At 71.4% G+C, this 16,384-nt stretch carries 13 protein-coding genes; 11 read left to right on the forward strand and 2 right to left on the reverse strand.

Translation table 11 applies throughout. The annotated features are described in order from the left end of the window. Positions 1-83 precede the first annotated feature (83 nt). The gene (locus tag AC3ANM_RS12030) at positions 84-737 is read left to right on the forward strand and encodes a dienelactone hydrolase family protein (RefSeq protein ID WP_488284652.1); all 654 of its coding nucleotides are present in this window, start codon (positions 84-86) and stop codon (positions 735-737) included. 34 nt (positions 738-771) lie between these two features. Here the strand turns inward: AC3ANM_RS12030 and AC3ANM_RS12035 are convergent, their stop codons facing one another. Beyond that, positions 772-2,235, reverse strand: a complete 1,464-nt coding sequence (locus AC3ANM_RS12035; RefSeq protein ID WP_488284653.1) for an aromatic amino acid ammonia-lyase — start codon at positions 2,233-2,235, stop codon at positions 772-774. A 48-nt stretch (positions 2,236-2,283) separates the two neighbouring features. On the opposite strand from AC3ANM_RS12035, the gene AC3ANM_RS12040 reads away from it, so the two are divergent. The 4 genes from AC3ANM_RS12040 to AC3ANM_RS12055 are packed head-to-tail and all read left to right on the forward strand — an operon-like array spanning position 2,284 to position 5,780. Next, positions 2,284-3,429, forward strand: a complete 1,146-nt coding sequence (locus AC3ANM_RS12040) for an ABC transporter ATP-binding protein (protein ID WP_488284654.1) — start codon at positions 2,284-2,286, stop codon at positions 3,427-3,429. Next, positions 3,426-4,070 (forward strand): ABC transporter permease, encoded by a 645-nt coding sequence (locus AC3ANM_RS12045; protein ID WP_488284655.1) that lies wholly within the window; start codon positions 3,426-3,428, stop codon positions 4,068-4,070. The genes AC3ANM_RS12040 and AC3ANM_RS12045 overlap by 4 nt, the downstream gene beginning before the upstream one ends. Next, positions 4,067-4,822, forward strand: coding sequence for an ABC transporter permease (locus AC3ANM_RS12050; RefSeq protein ID WP_488284656.1), 756 nt, complete (start codon positions 4,067-4,069; stop codon positions 4,820-4,822). The genes AC3ANM_RS12045 and AC3ANM_RS12050 overlap by 4 nt, the downstream gene beginning before the upstream one ends. A gap of 25 nt (positions 4,823-4,847) precedes the next feature. After that, the gene (locus AC3ANM_RS12055) at positions 4,848-5,780 is read left to right on the forward strand and encodes an ABC transporter substrate-binding protein (protein WP_488284657.1); all 933 of its coding nucleotides are present in this window, start codon (positions 4,848-4,850) and stop codon (positions 5,778-5,780) included. 130 nt (positions 5,781-5,910) lie between these two features. On the opposite strand, the gene AC3ANM_RS12060 is transcribed toward AC3ANM_RS12055, so the two are convergent. Then, a complete protein-coding gene (locus AC3ANM_RS12060; protein ID WP_488284658.1) occupies positions 5,911-8,205 on the reverse strand; it encodes a 4Fe-4S dicluster domain-containing protein in 2,295 nt (764 codons plus the stop codon). 186 nt (positions 8,206-8,391) lie between these two features. Here AC3ANM_RS12060 and cysK point away from each other — a divergent pair, with 186 nt between their 5' ends. From cysK to AC3ANM_RS12090, 6 genes are all read left to right on the forward strand, one after another. Beyond that, a complete protein-coding gene (gene cysK, locus AC3ANM_RS12065) occupies positions 8,392-9,318 on the forward strand; it encodes a cysteine synthase A (protein WP_488284659.1) in 927 nt (308 codons plus the stop codon). 145 nt (positions 9,319-9,463) lie between these two features. Then, a complete protein-coding gene (epsC, locus tag AC3ANM_RS12070; protein ID WP_488284660.1) occupies positions 9,464-10,024 on the forward strand; it encodes a serine O-acetyltransferase EpsC in 561 nt (186 codons plus the stop codon). Positions 10,025-10,150: 126 nt separating this feature from the next. Beyond that, positions 10,151-10,918, forward strand: coding sequence for a crotonase/enoyl-CoA hydratase family protein (locus tag AC3ANM_RS12075; protein WP_488284661.1), 768 nt, complete (start codon positions 10,151-10,153; stop codon positions 10,916-10,918). A gap of 269 nt (positions 10,919-11,187) precedes the next feature. After that, the gene (locus AC3ANM_RS12080; RefSeq protein ID WP_488284662.1) at positions 11,188-13,221 is read left to right on the forward strand and encodes a hypothetical protein; all 2,034 of its coding nucleotides are present in this window, start codon (positions 11,188-11,190) and stop codon (positions 13,219-13,221) included. Between the two features lie 333 nt (positions 13,222-13,554). After that, positions 13,555-15,582, forward strand: a complete 2,028-nt coding sequence (locus tag AC3ANM_RS12085; protein ID WP_488284663.1) for an Ig-like domain-containing protein — start codon at positions 13,555-13,557, stop codon at positions 15,580-15,582. A gap of 179 nt (positions 15,583-15,761) precedes the next feature. Beyond that, on the forward strand, positions 15,762-16,322 hold the full coding sequence (locus AC3ANM_RS12090; protein WP_488284664.1) for a mycothiol transferase: 561 nt from the start codon (positions 15,762-15,764) through the stop codon (positions 16,320-16,322). The last annotated feature ends 62 nt before the right edge of the window (positions 16,323-16,384 follow it).

Raw genomic sequence — 16,384 nt, forward strand, 5'->3', positions numbered from 1 at the left:
CATCCGGCAGGCTCGAGACTCCGAATCGCAGGGTGACCCTGCACCGCCGGAACACCCGGCGCCGACCGGAGGTTGACCAGGACGTGGCTGACCACACCCCGACGCTGACCCTCGACACCCCCGGCGAGGACCCGCTGGGCGTGGCGTTGGTGCTGCACGGCGGCCAGCAGCGCAGCCGCCGCCCGGTCCACGGGTGGAACCTCGCCGCCGTGCGGATGATCCCCTTCGCCCGGCGGATCGCCGAGGTCGGCGACGGCCGGATCGCGGTGGCCCGCCTGCGGTATGCCGTCCGCGGCTGGAACCAGCCTCACCCCGCCCCGGTGCGTGACACCGAGTGGGCCCTGGACCAGCTGGCCGGGCAGTTCCCCGGCCTGCCGATCGCCCTGGTGGGTCACTCGATGGGCGGGCGCACCGCCCTCTGGACCGCCGGCCACGACGCGGTCACCACCGTGGTCGGGCTCGCGCCGTGGATCGAGCAGGGCGACCCCTCGCGCCAGCTGCGCGGCAGGCAGGTCCTCCTCGTCCACGGCACCGCCGACCGGATGACCTCCCACCGGGCCACGAGCAACTTCGCGAACCGGCTCCAGGGCGAGGGCGTCGACGTCACCCTCGTGCACCGGCTCGGCGACCGCCACGCGATGCTGCGCAACGCCGGTGTCTGGCACGACCTCGCCGCCGACTTCACCCGGGCCCGGCTGCTGGGCGACCGCAGTAGCCCCAAGGCCGCCCAGGGCTGACCGGGCGCCGACAGCGCCGACAGCGCCGACGCGATCAGGCGAGGACCAGCTCGTCCAGCACCCGCTCGGCGACGGCGAAGTCCGGGGAGAGGTCACGGTCGTGCAGGTCGGTGGGCAGCTCCTCGCAGGCCGCGAGGGCCTGCGCCAGGGGACCGACGGGTGTGACCCCGCGCATCCGCAGGGCCCGCACCGCGCAGACCAGCTCCACCGCGACCAGGTGACGGTAGGACTCGACGACCGCCCCCATCCGCACCGCCGCGGTGGTCGAGAAGCTCGCGTCGTCCTCGACGCCGGCGGAGACGCTGATCGTCTGCACGCTCGCCGGGGTCGAGGCCTGGCCGCGGATCACCGCCAGCGCCGACCCCGCGGCGTACTCGGCGATCAGCAGCCCGGACGCGCCGTCGGTGGGGTCGGCCAGGAAGCGGGGCAGCCGGGTCGCCGGGTCGGTCAGCAGGTGGCTGACCCGCGACTGCCCGGCCTTGGCCGAGCGGGTCAGCGCCAGCAGCGCGGTGTCCAGGCCGAGGGCGACGTAGGCGTGGTGGAACGCCCCGTGGTGAGCCGCGGTGCCGTCCGCGCGCAGGAAGACGGGGTTCTCCGAGGAGGTGTTCACCGACGCCTCGATCACCTGCTGCAGGGAGGCCAGGCTGTCCAGCAGCGGGCCATGCACCTGCGGCCAGGTCCGCAGCCCGAAGAAGTCCTGGATCTGCCGGGGCTGCAGGTGCTCCGGCTCCAGCAGCGCCGCCACCGTGCGTGCCACCTCGGCCGCGCCGGGGAACGGCGTCACGGTGGGCACGGCCGGGCCGACCGCCTCGAGGTTGCCGTTGAGGGCGAGCCAGGACAGCGCGCTCACCGTCAGCGCCGCCCGCGAGATCCGTTGCAGTGCCTCGCATCCCAGCGCCGCCTCGGCGAGGGTGAACGCGTGGCTGGACATCAGCGGCAGCGCGTCGACGGAGCGCACCGCCACCGTCCGGACGACGTGCCCACCCGCCCGCGGGCGCTCGCCCAGCAGGGCCAGGCCGACCTCGGCCAGGGCCGTCAGGTCGCTGGTCCCGAGCGCCCCGTAGCGGTGCACCACCGGCAGGTCCTCCTCCGGGCCCGAGGCCACCTGCGCCAGGGCCAGTGGCAGCGCCGGCTCGACGCCCGCCCCGCCGGCGAGCAGCTGGTTGGCGCGGATCCCCAGCGCGCAGCGCACGATCGGCGCCGGCAGCGGAGCACCCCACCCCGCCGCGTGCGAGCGCAGGATCGCGATCCCGTGCCCGTCCGGGTCGTCCTCCACCGGCTGGTCGCGGTTGGCCCCGACCCCGGTCGTGCGCCCGTAGAGCGCCTGCTCCCCGGCCAGCCGGTCGGCGAGCGCGGCGGCCTCGGCGACCCGGCGCAGGCCCTCCGGCGCCACGACGACCTGCCCGCCGGCTGAGACATGTGTCATCCCGGCGAGGTCGAGGCGGGTACCGTCGAGCACGACGGTGCCGTTCCGGGCGGTGTCGGACGGCTGGCTCATCGCGTACGTACCCCTGTCAGTGGTGTGTTCTCGGTTAGGTTGAACCGCATGATCCGCTTCGACGGCGTCACGAAGAAGTATCCCGACGGCACCGTCGCGGTCGACGACCTCAGCCTCGAGGCCCCGACCGGGCAGATCACGGTGCTCGTCGGCCCCTCCGGCTGCGGCAAGACGACCTCGCTGCGCATGATCAACCGGATGATCGAGCCCACCTCGGGGCGGATCTGGATCGACGACCAGGACACCGCGTCGATGGACCAGGCCCAGCTGCGCCGCGGGATCGGCTACGTCATCCAGCACGCCGGGCTCTTCCCCCACCGCACCATCGTCGACAACGTTGCGACCGTGCCGCTGCTGCTCGGGTGGGACCGGCGCAAGGCCCGGGCCACGGCCCTCGAGCTGATGGAGCGCGTCGGGCTGCCGGCCTCCTTCGCCAAGCGCTACCCCACCCAGCTCTCCGGCGGCCAGCAGCAGCGTGTCGGGGTCGCCCGCGCCCTCGCCGCCGACCCGCCGGTGATGCTCATGGACGAGCCGTTCAGTGCCGTCGACCCGATCGTGCGCGAGCAGCTCCAGGACGAGTTCCTGCGCCTGCAGCACGAGCTCGGCAAGACCATCGTCTTCGTCACCCACGACATCGACGAGGCGATCAAGCTCGGCGACCAGGTCGCCGTCCTGCGCGTGGGCGGGCACCTGGCCCAGCTGGCCGACCCCGCACGGCTGCTGGCCCACCCGGTCGACGACTTCGTGGCCGACTTCGTGGGGCGCGACCGCGGCTACCGCGCGCTGACCTTCCAGCAGTCGCCCCCGCTGCCGGTCCGCGACGAGCCCACCGTCCGGCTGGGCACGACCCGGGCCGAGGCCGCCGCCGCCACCGGCGACGGCTGGCTGCTGGTCGTCGACGAGGACCGGCACCCGCTGGGCTGGGTCGAGCCCGCGCGCCTCGCCACCGACGTCACGTCCGAGGTCCTGCACCGCGGCGGCACCCTGGCCCGCGCCCACGGCCCCCTGCGCCACGCCCTCGACGCCGCGCTGTCCTCACCCAGCCGCCGGGGTGTCCTGGTCGACGACGACGGCGCGCTGATCGGCACCGTCCGAGCACACGAGGTGCTCACCGCGATCGAGGAGGCCGAGCGCCCCGCGGCGGAGCCCGCCATACCGGCCGGGGTCGATGGGGAAGGTGAGCTGCGCCGGTGAGCTGGCTGCGCGACCACCTCGGCGAAGTGCTGGACCTGACCGTCCACCACATCTACCTCGCGGGTGTGCCGCTGATCATCGGTCTGGCGCTCGCCCTGCCGCTGGGCTGGCTCGCCCGGCGCTACCGGGTGCTGTACCCGCCGCTCATCATCGGCACGGGGCTGCTCTACACGATCCCGTCGCTGTCGCTGTTCGTGCTCATGCCGCTGCTGATCGGCACGCAGATCCTGGACCCGGTCAACGTCATCGTGGCCCTGACCATCTACACCCTCGCGCTGCTCGTGCGCACGGTCGCCGACGGCCTGGGTGCCGTCCCGGACGACGTCAACCAGTCGGCCACCGCCATGGGCTACACCCGGGGGCGGCGCTTCTTCGCCGTCGAGCTGCCCCTCGCGGTCCCGGTCATCGCGGCCGGGCTGCGGGTCGCCGCCGTCAGCAACGTCAGCATCGTCAGCGTGGCGGCCCTGCTCGGCATCCCCCAGCTCGGCCTGCTCTTCCTCGACGGCTACCAGCGCTTCTTCTACGACCCGATCATCGTCGGGCTCATCGCCTGCATCCTGCTGGCCCTGGCCTTCGACCTCGTCATCGTCGCCATCACCCGGGTCCTCACGCCCTGGGTGCGGGCGCGGCAGGGGGCATGATGCTGAACACCATCTGGATGTGGCTCTCCGACCCGGCCAACTGGCAGGGCGAGGACGGCGTGCCGCAGCGCACCCTGGAGCACATCGAGTACGCCGGGATGACGGTCGTGATCGCGTCGCTCATCGCGATCCCGCTCGGCCTCTACATCGGCCACACCGGCCGCGGGAAGCTGCTCATCGTCAACGTCGCCGGCGCGATCCGGGCCATCCCCACCCTCGGCCTGCTGCTCGTCGTCACGCTGCTGCTGGCGCCGCGGCTCAAGGGGGACAACGCCTACCTGATCCCGAGCATCCTCGTGCTCGTCGTGCTGGCGATCCCCCCGATCCTCTCCGGCGCCTACGCCGGCGTCGACGAGGTCGACCCGGCCGCCCGGGACGCCGCGCGAGGCATGGGCATGACCGGGTGGGAGGTGCTGCGCAAGGTCGAGGTGCCGTGCTCGCTTCCGCTGATCTTCTCCGGCCTGCGCTCGGCCACCCTCCAGGTCATCGCCACCGCGACGATCGCCGCCACGGTCAGCCTCGGCGGCCTGGGGCGGCTGCTCATCGACGGATTGTCGGTCCAGAACTACGGCAAGGTCGCCTCGGGCGCGATCCTCGTGGCCGCGCTGGCCCTGGTCGCCGACCTCGCCTTCGCCGTGGTGCAGCGGTATGCCGTGTCTCCCGGCCTGACCGGCCGGTTCCGTAACACGCCCACGGTGGGGGATGACAGCCGCAGCGTGCTGACCGATCCTGCTGTGCACGAGGCCGCATAGGCCCCAACCAGAAAGAGACAGCAGAATGAAGCGCACGAAGCTCGTCCTCGCCCTGACCGCCTCGGCGGCGCTGTTCTCCGTCGCCGCCTGTGGCAGCAGCTCGGGCGGCAACCCGTTGTCCACCAACACCGCCGGCGGCAGCAGCACCTCGGCCAGCGGCAGCATCGTCGTCGGCTCGGCCAACTTCCCCGAGAACCAGCTGCTCGCCGAGATCTACGCCGGCGCGCTCGAGGCCAAGGGCGTCAAGGTCTCCAAGAAGCTCAACATCGGCAGCCGCGAGGTCTACATCCCCGCGCTCAAGGACGGCTCGATCGACCTGATCCCGGAGTACACCGGCGTCCTCGCCCAGTACTTCAACAAGAACGCCAGCGCCACCGACGCCGACGGGGTCTACAAGGAGCTCCAGGCCGCGCTGCCGTCCACCCTCACGGTCCTCGACAAGTCGGCCGCCGAGGACAAGGACGCCGTCGTGGTCACCAAGGAGACCGCGGCGAAGTACAAGCTGAAGTCCATCGCCGACCTCCAGCCGCACGCCAAGGACCTCACCCTCGGCGGCCCGCCGGAGTGGAAGACCCGCCCGACCGGCGTCCCCGGCCTGAAGAAGCTCTACAACCTGGACTTCAAGTCCTTCCGCGCCCTCGACGTGGGTGGCCCGCTGACCGTCAACGCGCTGAAGAACGGCCAGGTCGACGCTGCGGACCTGTTCACCACCGACCCCTCGATCACGGCCAACAGCTTCGTCATCCTCGACGACCCCAAGCACCTGTTCGCCGCCCAGAACGTCGTCCCGCTGGTCACCAAGGCCAAGGTCACCGACACGATCAGCTCGGCGCTCAACGCGGTCTCGGCCAAGCTCGACACCGCGACCCTGGGCGAGCTGGTCAAGGAGGTCGTCGTCGACAAGAAGGACGCCGCCGTCGTGGCCAAGGAGTTCCTCTCCAAGAACTCCCTGGGCTGACACGCGTCGGCCCCCCGGCTGACCTGGCCCTACCCGCCTGGCCGGCCACCCGGCATACCGGCAACGCACGAGGCCGCCCCCACCGATCGGTGGGGGCGGCCTCGTCGTCACCTGCCGTATGCCGGGTGGCTCAGGCCGTGGGCGCGGGCTCCGGCTCCGGGGTGCTCACCTCGGCGGCCTCGGGCTCTCCGCCGCGGCGCACGGCGGCGAGCAGCATCTGTGCCACGTCGACGACCTCGACCTCCTCGCGGGCCTCGCCCTCGGACTGCTTGCTGGTCAGGCCGTCGGAGAGCATGACCCGGCAGAAGGGGCAGCCCACCGCGATCCGGTCGGCGCCGGTGTCGAGCGCCTCCTGGGTGCGGTTGGTGTTGATCCGCGTGCCGAGCTTCTCCTCCATCCACATGCGGGCGCCGCCGGCGCCGCAGCAGAAGGACTTCTCCTGGTTGCGGGGCATCTCGCGCAGCTCGACGCCGGGCAGGGCGCCGATGAGCTCGCGCGGCGGGGAGTAGACGCCGTTGTGGCGGCCCAGGTAGCACGGGTCGTGGTAGGTGACCGAGTCCGCGGTGGAGGCCACGTTGGCGGTGTCGGCCTGCTCGGGGCGGGACACCGGCACCAGCTTCTTCTCGCGCACGAGGCGGTTGAGCAGCTGGGTGTGGTGGACGACCTCGTACTGGCCGCCGACCTGCGGGTACTCGTTCTTGATCGTGTTGAAGCAGTGGGCGCAGGTGACCACGATATTCTTGGCGCCGACCTCGTTGAGGACCTCGACGTTGGCCTGGGCCAGCATCTGGAAGAGGAACTCGTTGCCGGCGCGGCGGGCCGGGTCGCCGGTGCAGGTCTCGCCGTCGCCGAGGACGGCGAAGGAGACGCCGGCGGTGTGCAGCAGCTCGGCCACCGCGCGGGTGGTCTTCTTGGCCCGGTCCTCGTAGGCGCCGGCGCAGCCGACCCAGAACAGGTAGTCGACCTCGCCGAGGTCCTCGACGTCCTGGCCGGCGATCTTGACCTCGAACGGCAGGTCCTTGGCCCAGTCGAGGCGGGCGCGGGCGCTCATGCCCCACGGGTTCTGCTTGTTCTCGAGGTTCTTGAACAGGCCGCCGAGCTCGGAGGGGAAGGCCGACTCGATGAGCACCTGGTAGCGGCGCATGTCGACGATGGAGTCGACGTGCTCGATGTCGACCGGGCACTGCTCCACGCAGGCGCCGCAGGTGGTGCAGGACCACAGGACGTCCTGGTCGATCACGGCGTCGGGGCCGTGCGGGTTGTAGGCGCTCAGCGGGGCGGTGATGTCGTAGCCGGTGTCACCGACGAGGGCGACATCGGCCAGCGCCTTGGTCTCCTCGGGCAGGCCCTCGCGGTCGCCCTCGGCGGCCAGCAGCCACGGCGCCTTGGCGTGCGCGTGGTCCCGCATCGTCATCACGAGCATCTTGGGCGAGAGCGGCTTCTCGGTGTTCCACGCCGGGCACTGGCTCTGGCAGCGGCCGCACTCGGTGCAGGTGGTGAAGTCCAACAGGCCCTTCCAGGTGAAGTCCTCGACCTTGCCGACGCCGAGCGCGGCGTCCTCGTCGAGCTCCTCGATGTTCTCGAAGTCGACCGGCTCGCCCTTGACCTTCAGCGGCTGCAGCTCGCCCAGGGAGGTGCGCCCGTCGGCGTGCCGCTTGAACCAGATGTTGAAGAAGGCCAGGAAGCGGTGCCACGCCACACCCATCGTCGGCTGCACCGAGATGGTGATCATCCAGACCATCGAGATGAGGATCTTGACCGCAGCGACGGTGACGATGGCGGCCTCGAGCCCGGCGACCGTCATACCGGAGAAGGCGTTGCCGATGAAGAAGGTGAGCGGGTAGTGCAGCGCGGTCGCAGTGTGCTCGGGGGGCGTGAGTGCCTTGCCGAGGGCGTACTCCAGGCCGCGCAGGGTCAGCACGCAGATGACGACGCCGAGGATGACCAGCTCGACGAAGTAGGCCTGCCAGAAGGTCGAGCCGAAGAAGCGGCTCCAGCGGCCCTTGCCGCGCGGGTGGTTCTTCTGGCGGATGCCGATCAGGGTCAGGATGCCGGCGAAGGAGATCCAGCCGATGACCTCGGTCAGCCACTCGAACGGCGCGAGGTGGCCGATCAGCGGCAGGGCGAAGGTCTGGTCGAAGAGCTGGCCGTAGGCCGTCACCAGGGTGAAGAACAGCAGCCCGAAGGACACCATGACGAACCAGTGCGCCGCGGCGACGATCGGCAGGCGCGACATGCGGGTGTGTCCGAGGAACTCCCGGACCAGGGTCGCCGTGCGCGCCCCCTTGTCACCGGTACGGGTCGGGTCGGGCTGGCCGAGCTTGAAGACCGCGGTGAAGCGGTTGATGGCCTTGGCGAACAGCGCCACCGCGACGACTGTGACCGCGAGGCAGATGACGAGGGCGGCGATCTGCAGGGCTGACATAGCGCCGAAGTTTACGGACGAGTAACCCCGGCGTCGCTACCCGGCGCCCCGTTGTGACCAGCGTCGCCCGAGGGGTGGTCATCCGACTTGCCAACGCATAACGACTCGTTGGAACATCCATAAGGCGCTGTTTGTTACGCCCAGAGAACCGGAAATGTCGACCTCGACCCAGAAGGCGGTCCACCCGTGCCCATCTACGACGACGTCACGGCCCTCATCGGCAACACCCCGCTGGTCCGGATCAACAGGCTGATCGAGTCGGGTGCCACGGTCGCGGCCAAGCTCGAGTTCTACAACCCTGCGAGCAGCGTCAAGGACCGCATCGGGGTCTCGATCATCGACGCCGCCGAGCGCTCGGGCGAGCTCAAGCCCGGCGGCACGATCGTGGAGGCCACCAGCGGCAACACCGGTATCGCGCTCGCGATGGTCGGTGCCGCCCGCGGCTACAACGTCGTGCTCACCATGCCGGAGACCATGAGCAAGGAGCGCCGCGCGCTCCTGCGCGCCTACGGCGCCGAGCTGGTGCTGACCCCCGGCTCCGAGGGCATGAAGGGCGCGGTGTCCCGCTCCGAGGAGATCGCCGCCGAGCGCGGCGGCATCCTGGCCCGCCAGTTCGCCAACGAGGCCAACCCCGAGATCCACCGGCAGACCACCGCCGAGGAGATCTGGAAGGACACCGACGGCAAGGTCGACATCGTCGTCTCCGGCATCGGCACGGGCGGCACGATCACCGGCGTCGGCCAGGTGCTCAAGGCGCGCAAGCCCGGCGTGCAGATGGTCGCCGTGGAGCCGGAGGAGTCCCCGATCCTCAACGGCGGCCAGCCCGGCCCGCACAAGATCCAGGGCCTCGGCGCCAACTTCGTCCCCGAGATCCTCGACACCTCGATCTACGACGAGGTCATCGACATCAACGCCGAGACGGCCGTGGAGTGGGCGCGTCGCGCCGCCAAGGAGGAGGGCCTGCTCGTGGGCATCTCCTCCGGCGCCGCCCTTGCGGCGGCCGCCAAGGTCGCCGCCCGGCCGGAGAACGACGGCAAGACGATCGTCGTGATCATCCCCAGCTTCGGCGAGCGCTACCTGTCCACCATCCTCTTCTCCGACCTGCTCGACTGACGGTCGTTGAACTTTTCACGAAAGCCTGAGCGAGATGGCCGCCTTGCGCTTGACTGAGGCTCCACCGACCGGCCGTGCAGCGATACCCCCTAACGCGCACGGCCGGTCGGCCCCGTCCGGGTCGGCCCTGTCCCGGGCGTGGCGGATGGTCCGCGAGGACCTTGACTCCGCCGTCGCCCGCGACCCTGCGGTCGACTCCCGGCTCGAGATGGCGCTCGCCTCGCCCGGCCTGCACGCCATCTGGGTGCACCGCCTGGCCCACCGCATGTGGCAGCGCCCAGGCCTGCGGCTGCCGGCCCGGCTGCTGTCGCAGCTCTCACGAGCGGTCACCGGGGTGGAGATCCACCCGGGTGCGCGCATCGGCCGGCGCTTCTTCATCGACCACGGCATGGGCGTGGTCATCGGGCAGACCGCCGAGGTCGGCGACGACGTGATGCTCTACCACGGGGTCACCCTGGGCGGCCGGTCGCTGAAGAAGGTCAAGCGCCACCCGACCGTCGGCGACCGCGTCACCATCGGCGCGGGCGCCCGGGTGCTCGGGCCGGTCCTCATCGGCGACGACGTCCAGATCGGCGCCAACTCGGTCGTGGTCAAGGACGTGCCCGCCGGTGGGATCGCCACCGGCGTGCCGGCCACGGTCCGCTTCCCGCACGCCGGGCAGGACCCCTACGAGGCGCTCTTCGCCGAGCCCGCCCTCTGGATCTGAGCCGCTCCTCCGCTGAGATCGAGGAAACCGCCCACTCCTTTCGTCGACCTCACCGTGTTGGGGCCGTGGTTCACCGCCGCCGGCGGAGGTGGGGTGCGGTGAGCCGCGGTCTGGTAGACCGCCCCCATGAGCATCCAGGTCCACCGCGAGGGCCCGGTCACGACGGTGACCATCGACCGCCCCGAGGTCCGCAACGCGATCGACCCCACGCACGCCGCGGAGCTCACCGAGGCGGTCCTCGAGTTCGATGCCGACCCGGACGCGGCGGTCGCCGTGCTGTGCGGCGCCGGTGGCACGTTCTGCGCCGGCTACGACCTGCGGTCGGTCTCCGCCGGTGAGCCGCTGCCCGCGCCGCCGGGGGAGGGCCCTGCCGGGATGGGGCCGACCCGGCTGCTGCTCGGCAAGCCGGTTATCGCGGCCGTCGACGGTCACGCCGTGGCCGGTGGCCTCGAGTTGGCGCTGTGGTGCGACCTGCGCGTGGCCGACCCCGGCGCCGTGCTGGGCGTCTACTGCCGGCGCTGGGGCGTCCCGCTGATCGACGGTGGCACGGTGCGCCTGCCGCGGCTCGTGGGCCGCAGCCACGCCCTGGACCTGATCCTCACCGGGCGGGGCGTCGGGGCGGAGGAGGCGCACCGGATGGGGCTGGTCAACCGCGTGTCGGCGCCGGGAGAGGCCCTCCCGGAGGCCCAGCGCCTGGCACACGAGCTGGCCGTCCTGCCGCAGACCTGCCTGCGCCATGACCGGCTCTCCACCTACGAGCAGGAAGGAATGGCGCTGCCGGACGCCCTGGTCAACGAGTGGGCCCACGGCCAGCACTCGCTGGGGCAGGAGGCCCGCGAGGGGGCGGCTCGATTCGTCGCCGGTGCCGGCCGTCACGGCAGCCCCGACCGCTGAGCTGCGCGCATCGGCCGTGCGCCGCCGCCCCGCACGGCACCTGGTGGCGGCGTGCCTCGTGCCGGGTACGTCTTGGGGCGAATCCGGTTCAGGCGCGGGCGAGTCGGCGCAAACGCCAGACGACCAGCGCCGCTCACGCGTAGGTTCGTCCCGCCCCTCGACCGGTCCCTGCTTCGGCGGAACCGTCGACCGCGGGGCGCGGGGGCCGCGGTGTGAGGGCACGGGCGTGCTCGCGCCGATCCCCACTTCTCAACCCGCTGGAGAGCCTCGTGACCCTGATTCGACGAGCGCGCGGTGCAGCCGTCGTCGCCGCCTGCGCCCTCGGTGTGCCGATGGCCCTGGCGCTGTCCACCACCGCCTCGGCCGTGGACCAGCCGGCTGCCAACCTGCTCTCCGTCGTCACCGACACCGCCACCGCGAAGGCCGCCGGGTGGACGGCCCAGGCATATGACTGCAGCCCCACCGGTGTCGCGACCACGCCGCAGCAACGGTTCGGCCTGTCGAACGGCGCCCCGGTCGGACAGGGCGCGGCCTTCTTCAGGCTGGGTGCGTCGGAGACGCAGACCGAGGTGCTGCGCAACAGCCGACTCGACGGCGTGCGCCTCGTCGACGTCTCCGGGTTGAGCTACTCGTCGATCGCTGCGGCGACCACGCCTGGGGACAGCACCGTCAAGCAGCCGGCCTACCTGCGGCTGACGGTGGACCCCAACGGCGACGGCGACCACTCCGACGCGGATTCGCTCTTCTTCGAGCCGGCGCTCAACCCGGAGGAGGGCGCGGTCAGCCAGGGGGTCTGGCAGACCTGGAACGCGGGACCCGAGGCGCACTGGAGCACGACGGGCGGGCCGGATGGCCTGACCACCCTGACCGCCTACGTCCTGGCGCACCCGTCGGCGAAGGTCGTCGACAGCGGCAACGGCGGTGGCCTCGCGGTGATGGGCGGCTGCAGTGGCCAGGCACAGACGATGGCCGACCTCGGCGTGGACCGCGTCATCGCGACCTGGAACGACTACTGGGGTGGCAGGTCTGCGCTCTGGGACTTCGATCCGCCGGCGTCCGCGAGCGCCCACCCGACGCTGGTCCTGGACACCACCGGGACGTGGAATGCCTCCGCCTACGACTTCGCCGGCGACACCGGGGTGGGCGCGCTGGCACAGGACTTCGTCCTCGGGCCGGGCGTCCCGCTCTCCGGGAAGGGAAGCCGGCAGCTGACGGTCGGGGACAACACCGCGGTGACCCAGTACTGGCGTTCCACCGCGCTGGACGGCAAGCGGGTGGACTCGGTGCGCTCCCTCGGGTACTCCACGTTCGCCGAGCACAACGCAGGCAAGGCAGGAGACGCACTGCAGCAGCCGGCATACATGCGCCTGTCCATTGACTCCTCGGGTCCGGACACCGCGGGTGCCATCGTCAAGGACACCACGCTGACGTTCTTCCCCCAGAACAACAGCGGCCAGCAGGCCGTCCACGACGGCGTTTGGCAGTCCTGGGACGTCTTCGGCGGGGCTCTCAGCGCCAGCGGGCCGGGCGAGCTGGCCGGGGCGAACGTCACCCTCGCCGAGTACATGAGCCGACACCCGCATGCTGTGTTCGCCCCCGATGCGCAGGTCGGCGGCCGGGGATCGGTCGCTCTGATCGCGGGAGGCTTCGGTGACTCCCAGCGCAACGGCCGGTTCGCGGTCGACAGGGTTGTCGTGGGCACCAGTGAGCTCGCCGGGGGCAAGCCGGTCGTCAGCACCACGACCTCGGACTTCGAGCGGGGGTACCGGGTCCCGACTGCCGCTGACGTCAAGCGGGTCGGCGCGGGCACGGTCATGGTGTCCGGCAGCGCACGCCAGGGGGACCGCATCGAGGTGCGCGTCCTCAGGAACGGCAACTTCAACACCCTGGTGGGGACGGCCGTCGTCATGGACGAGGACCAGTGGTGGCTCCGCGTTCCGGTCCGCAGCCGCACGCCGTACCGCGCGTATCTCGCCGGCACCTACGGCACGACCAACATCACCTCCGCGACACACCTCATCGACGTGCAGCTCGGCGTCGGTCTGGGGCTGAGCACCAGTGGCGGCTGGACGACCGGCAAGATCGCGCTCAACCCGGCTCTGGGCAACGTGCCGGTCCGCCTCGACGTCGTCGTCAACCACCGCTGGGTGACTGTCTCGCGCGGTACCACGGCGGCGAACGGCACCGCGGCGCTGAAGTGGGACTCGGCTCGGGGTCGCGGCTACACGGTCCGGGCCGTCGCGAGCTCGACCTCGGCGGCCCTCGGCAACGCCTCGGCGTCCCACTGGATCCGCTCCTCCTGAACGCTGCAGCTCCTGACCACCCGCGGGGTGGGCCCGTCCGGGCCCACCCCACGGGTGCTTCCGGGGCTGGCGTTGCGCGGCCCCGTTCGTCGCCGGCCCCGTTCGTCGCCGGCGCGGGCCGCCACGGCCGCCCGGACGGCTGATCCGTCCATGTTTGGGGCAATTTGCGCAAACGCCTGACAGGGGTCGCCGACCGGCCGTAAGTTTCGTTCGGCCCCCCGAAGTGCCCGCCGTCGTGCGGAGCCCTAGCTGTGGGCAAGGCAGGGGACGCGGTTGAGAAGCCAGGCGCGTCCGTGCCGCCTCTCTCCCTCTTTCACCTCTCAGGAGACCCCCTTGAGCTTGACCCGACGTGCGCGCAGCGCGGCCTTCGTGACCGCCTGTGCCGTGGGCGTGCCGATGGCACTGTCGTTCTCTTCCGTGGCGATTGCTGCCACCAGCCCCGCCTCGAGCGGCCTCACCGTGCTGACCGACACCGCCACGGCCAAGGCCGCCGGCTGGGTGTCCCAGGCCTATGACTGCAACGACGCCAACGGCGACTGGATCACCCCGTCGCAGACCTTCACGCAGGTCGCGGGCGCCTCTCTCGGCCAGGGCGCGCTCGAGCTCGCCATGGGCAGCTTCTCGGGTCAGACCGAGATGTTCCGGAGCACCAACCTGGACGGTGCCAAGCTGGCCGACGTCTCGGCCCTGGGCTACTCGACCTTCGAGCACTCCACCGACGCCCAGGCCGGCATCAAGCAGCCGATGTACATGCGACTGACGGTCGACCCGAATGGCGACGGCGACCTCAGCGACGCGATGAAGCTCTACTTCGAGCCGGCCCTCAACCCCGGCCAGGGCGACATCAAGAACGATGTCTGGCAGAGCTGGGACGCCGGGCGCGACGCCACGTGGAGCACCACCGGCGGCCCCGAGGCCCCCACCACCCTGGCTCAGTTCAGCGCCGACAACCCGAACGCGAAGATCACCGCTGACAGCAACGGTGGGGGCCTGACCCTCATCGGTGGCTGCGCCGGTCGCAACCAGATGTACTCGACCCTCGGGGTCGACGGGGTCACCGCGACCGTGGCCGGCAAGACCTCGCTGTGGGACTTCGACGTGCCCTCCGGTAGTGCCACGCACACGGTCCCCGTCAAGGACGCCAAGGGTCTCTGGAACGAGTCCGCCTACAACTACGCGGGTGATGGCTCGACCGCGGCGGTCGACCAGCGCTTCGTGCTGGGCCCGAACGTCCCGGTTGCCGGCAAGGGCAGCCGCGAGATGCTCGTGGGCGACAACCCGGACGTGACGCAGTTCTGGCGCACGACCGCCCTGGACGGCAAGCCGGTGGACGCGGTCCGCGCGCTGCGCTACTCGACCTTCGAGGAGCACATCGCCGGCAAGGCGGGTGCGGACCTGCAGCAGCCGGCATACCTGCGCCTGTCCATCGACTCCGACGGCCCGGACAGCAAGGGCGTCATCGCCAAGGACACGACGCTCAACTTCGAGCCGGCGAACAACCCCACCCAGGGTGCGGTGAAGAACGGCGTCTGGCAGACCTGGGACGCCTTCGGCGGCCAGCTCCGCGTCGTCGAGAGCAACACCGAGACGGCGGACAGCCAGCTCTCGCTCGTCGACTACATGGCGCGCCACCCCAAGGCCGTCTTCGCCGAGAACGCCAAGGCCTTCGGTGGCAAGGGCGCCCTCTCCCTCGTCGTCGGCTCCGGTGGTGACGGCCAGCGCAACGGCCGCTTCTACGTCGACGCCGTGAAGGTCGGCCTGTCGACGCTGATCGGCGGCAAGCCGGTCATCGACAGCACGACCAGCGACTTCGAGCCGACCTACACGGTCCCGACTGGCAACTACGCCAAGCGGATCGGTGCCGGCAACGTCACCCTCACCGGCACGGCCGGCGTCGGTGACAGCGTCGAGGTCCGCCTGCTGAAGAACGGCAACTACGCCACCCTCGCGGGCACCGCGAAGGCCGACAGCAACGGCCACTGGTCGTTCACCCTGCCGGTGCGCGAGCGCGCCTACTACCGGGCCTTCCTGGCCGGCACCTACGGCACGACGAACATCAGCTCTGCGGCCCACCAGGTCGACGTGCAGTTCGGTGTCGGCGTGGCGCCGAGCACCAGCGGTGGCTGGACCTACGGCAAGGTCACGCTGAACCCGGCGCTGGGCAACGTCCCGGTCCGCCTCGACGTGGTGGTGAACAACCGCTGGGTGACCGTGGCCCGTGGTGTCACCGGTTCGACGGGCACCGCGACGCTGAAGTGGGACTCGGTCCGCGGCCGTGGCTACACCGTGCGCGCCGTGGCGAGCTCGACCAGCACCGTGCTGGGCAACGGCTCCGCTGCTCGCTGGATCCGTTCCTCCTGACGCGCAGCACGCTCTGATCACCCGTGGGGTGGGTCCGGTCACCGGGCCCGCCCCATGGGCATGTCCGGAGGGGGCGTGTGACGTGCCGGGTGCCAACACCGGCACGCCGAGGTGTCGGCGGGTCTGCGAACCGCGCATACCCGGTGGCGGGGCGCGCACTCGCGGCAGACACTGCGGGGGTGAGCGACGCACCCAGCCGATGGACCCAGGCGACCGTCTACCCGGACATGTGGGCGGACCCGGACGACGACCCCCGGGACACCGGCGGAGCAAGTCCTGACGGCGAGCCGGCGACGCTGCAGGACTACCTGACCAGCTACCGGCTGACGCTGCGGATGAAGTGCGAGGGCCTGGGCGCCGAGCAGCTGGCCCGCCGGTCGGTGCCGCCGTCGACCATGTCGCTGCTCGGTCTGCTTCGCCACCTCGCCGAGGTGGAACGGGACTGGCGCAACTGGATCACGTCCGGTGACCCGGAGCCGAAGCTGTACGGCGACGGCGGCGCGGACTTCGACGGCGCCGTCCCCGATGCGCAGGTGGTCGCCGCCGCATACTCCGACCTCGCCCGCGAGCAGGCCGCGACCGACGCCGCGCTGGCCGCGCATCCCGATCTGGGTGAGCGCCTGGGCAAGGACGGGATCGCCGTTCGGGAGCTGCTGGTGCACCGGATCGAGGAGTATGCGCGGCACTGCGGGCACGCCGACCTGTTGCGCGAGTGCATCGACGGCCGCGTGGGCCAATGAGGGTGAGGGTCGTGCAACACTTCTCCCCGGTGTCGGTGCCCTGCTCGCCAGCGGACGCGACC

This window comes from Oryzihumus sp. JJN4-3R (assembly GCF_057747915.1).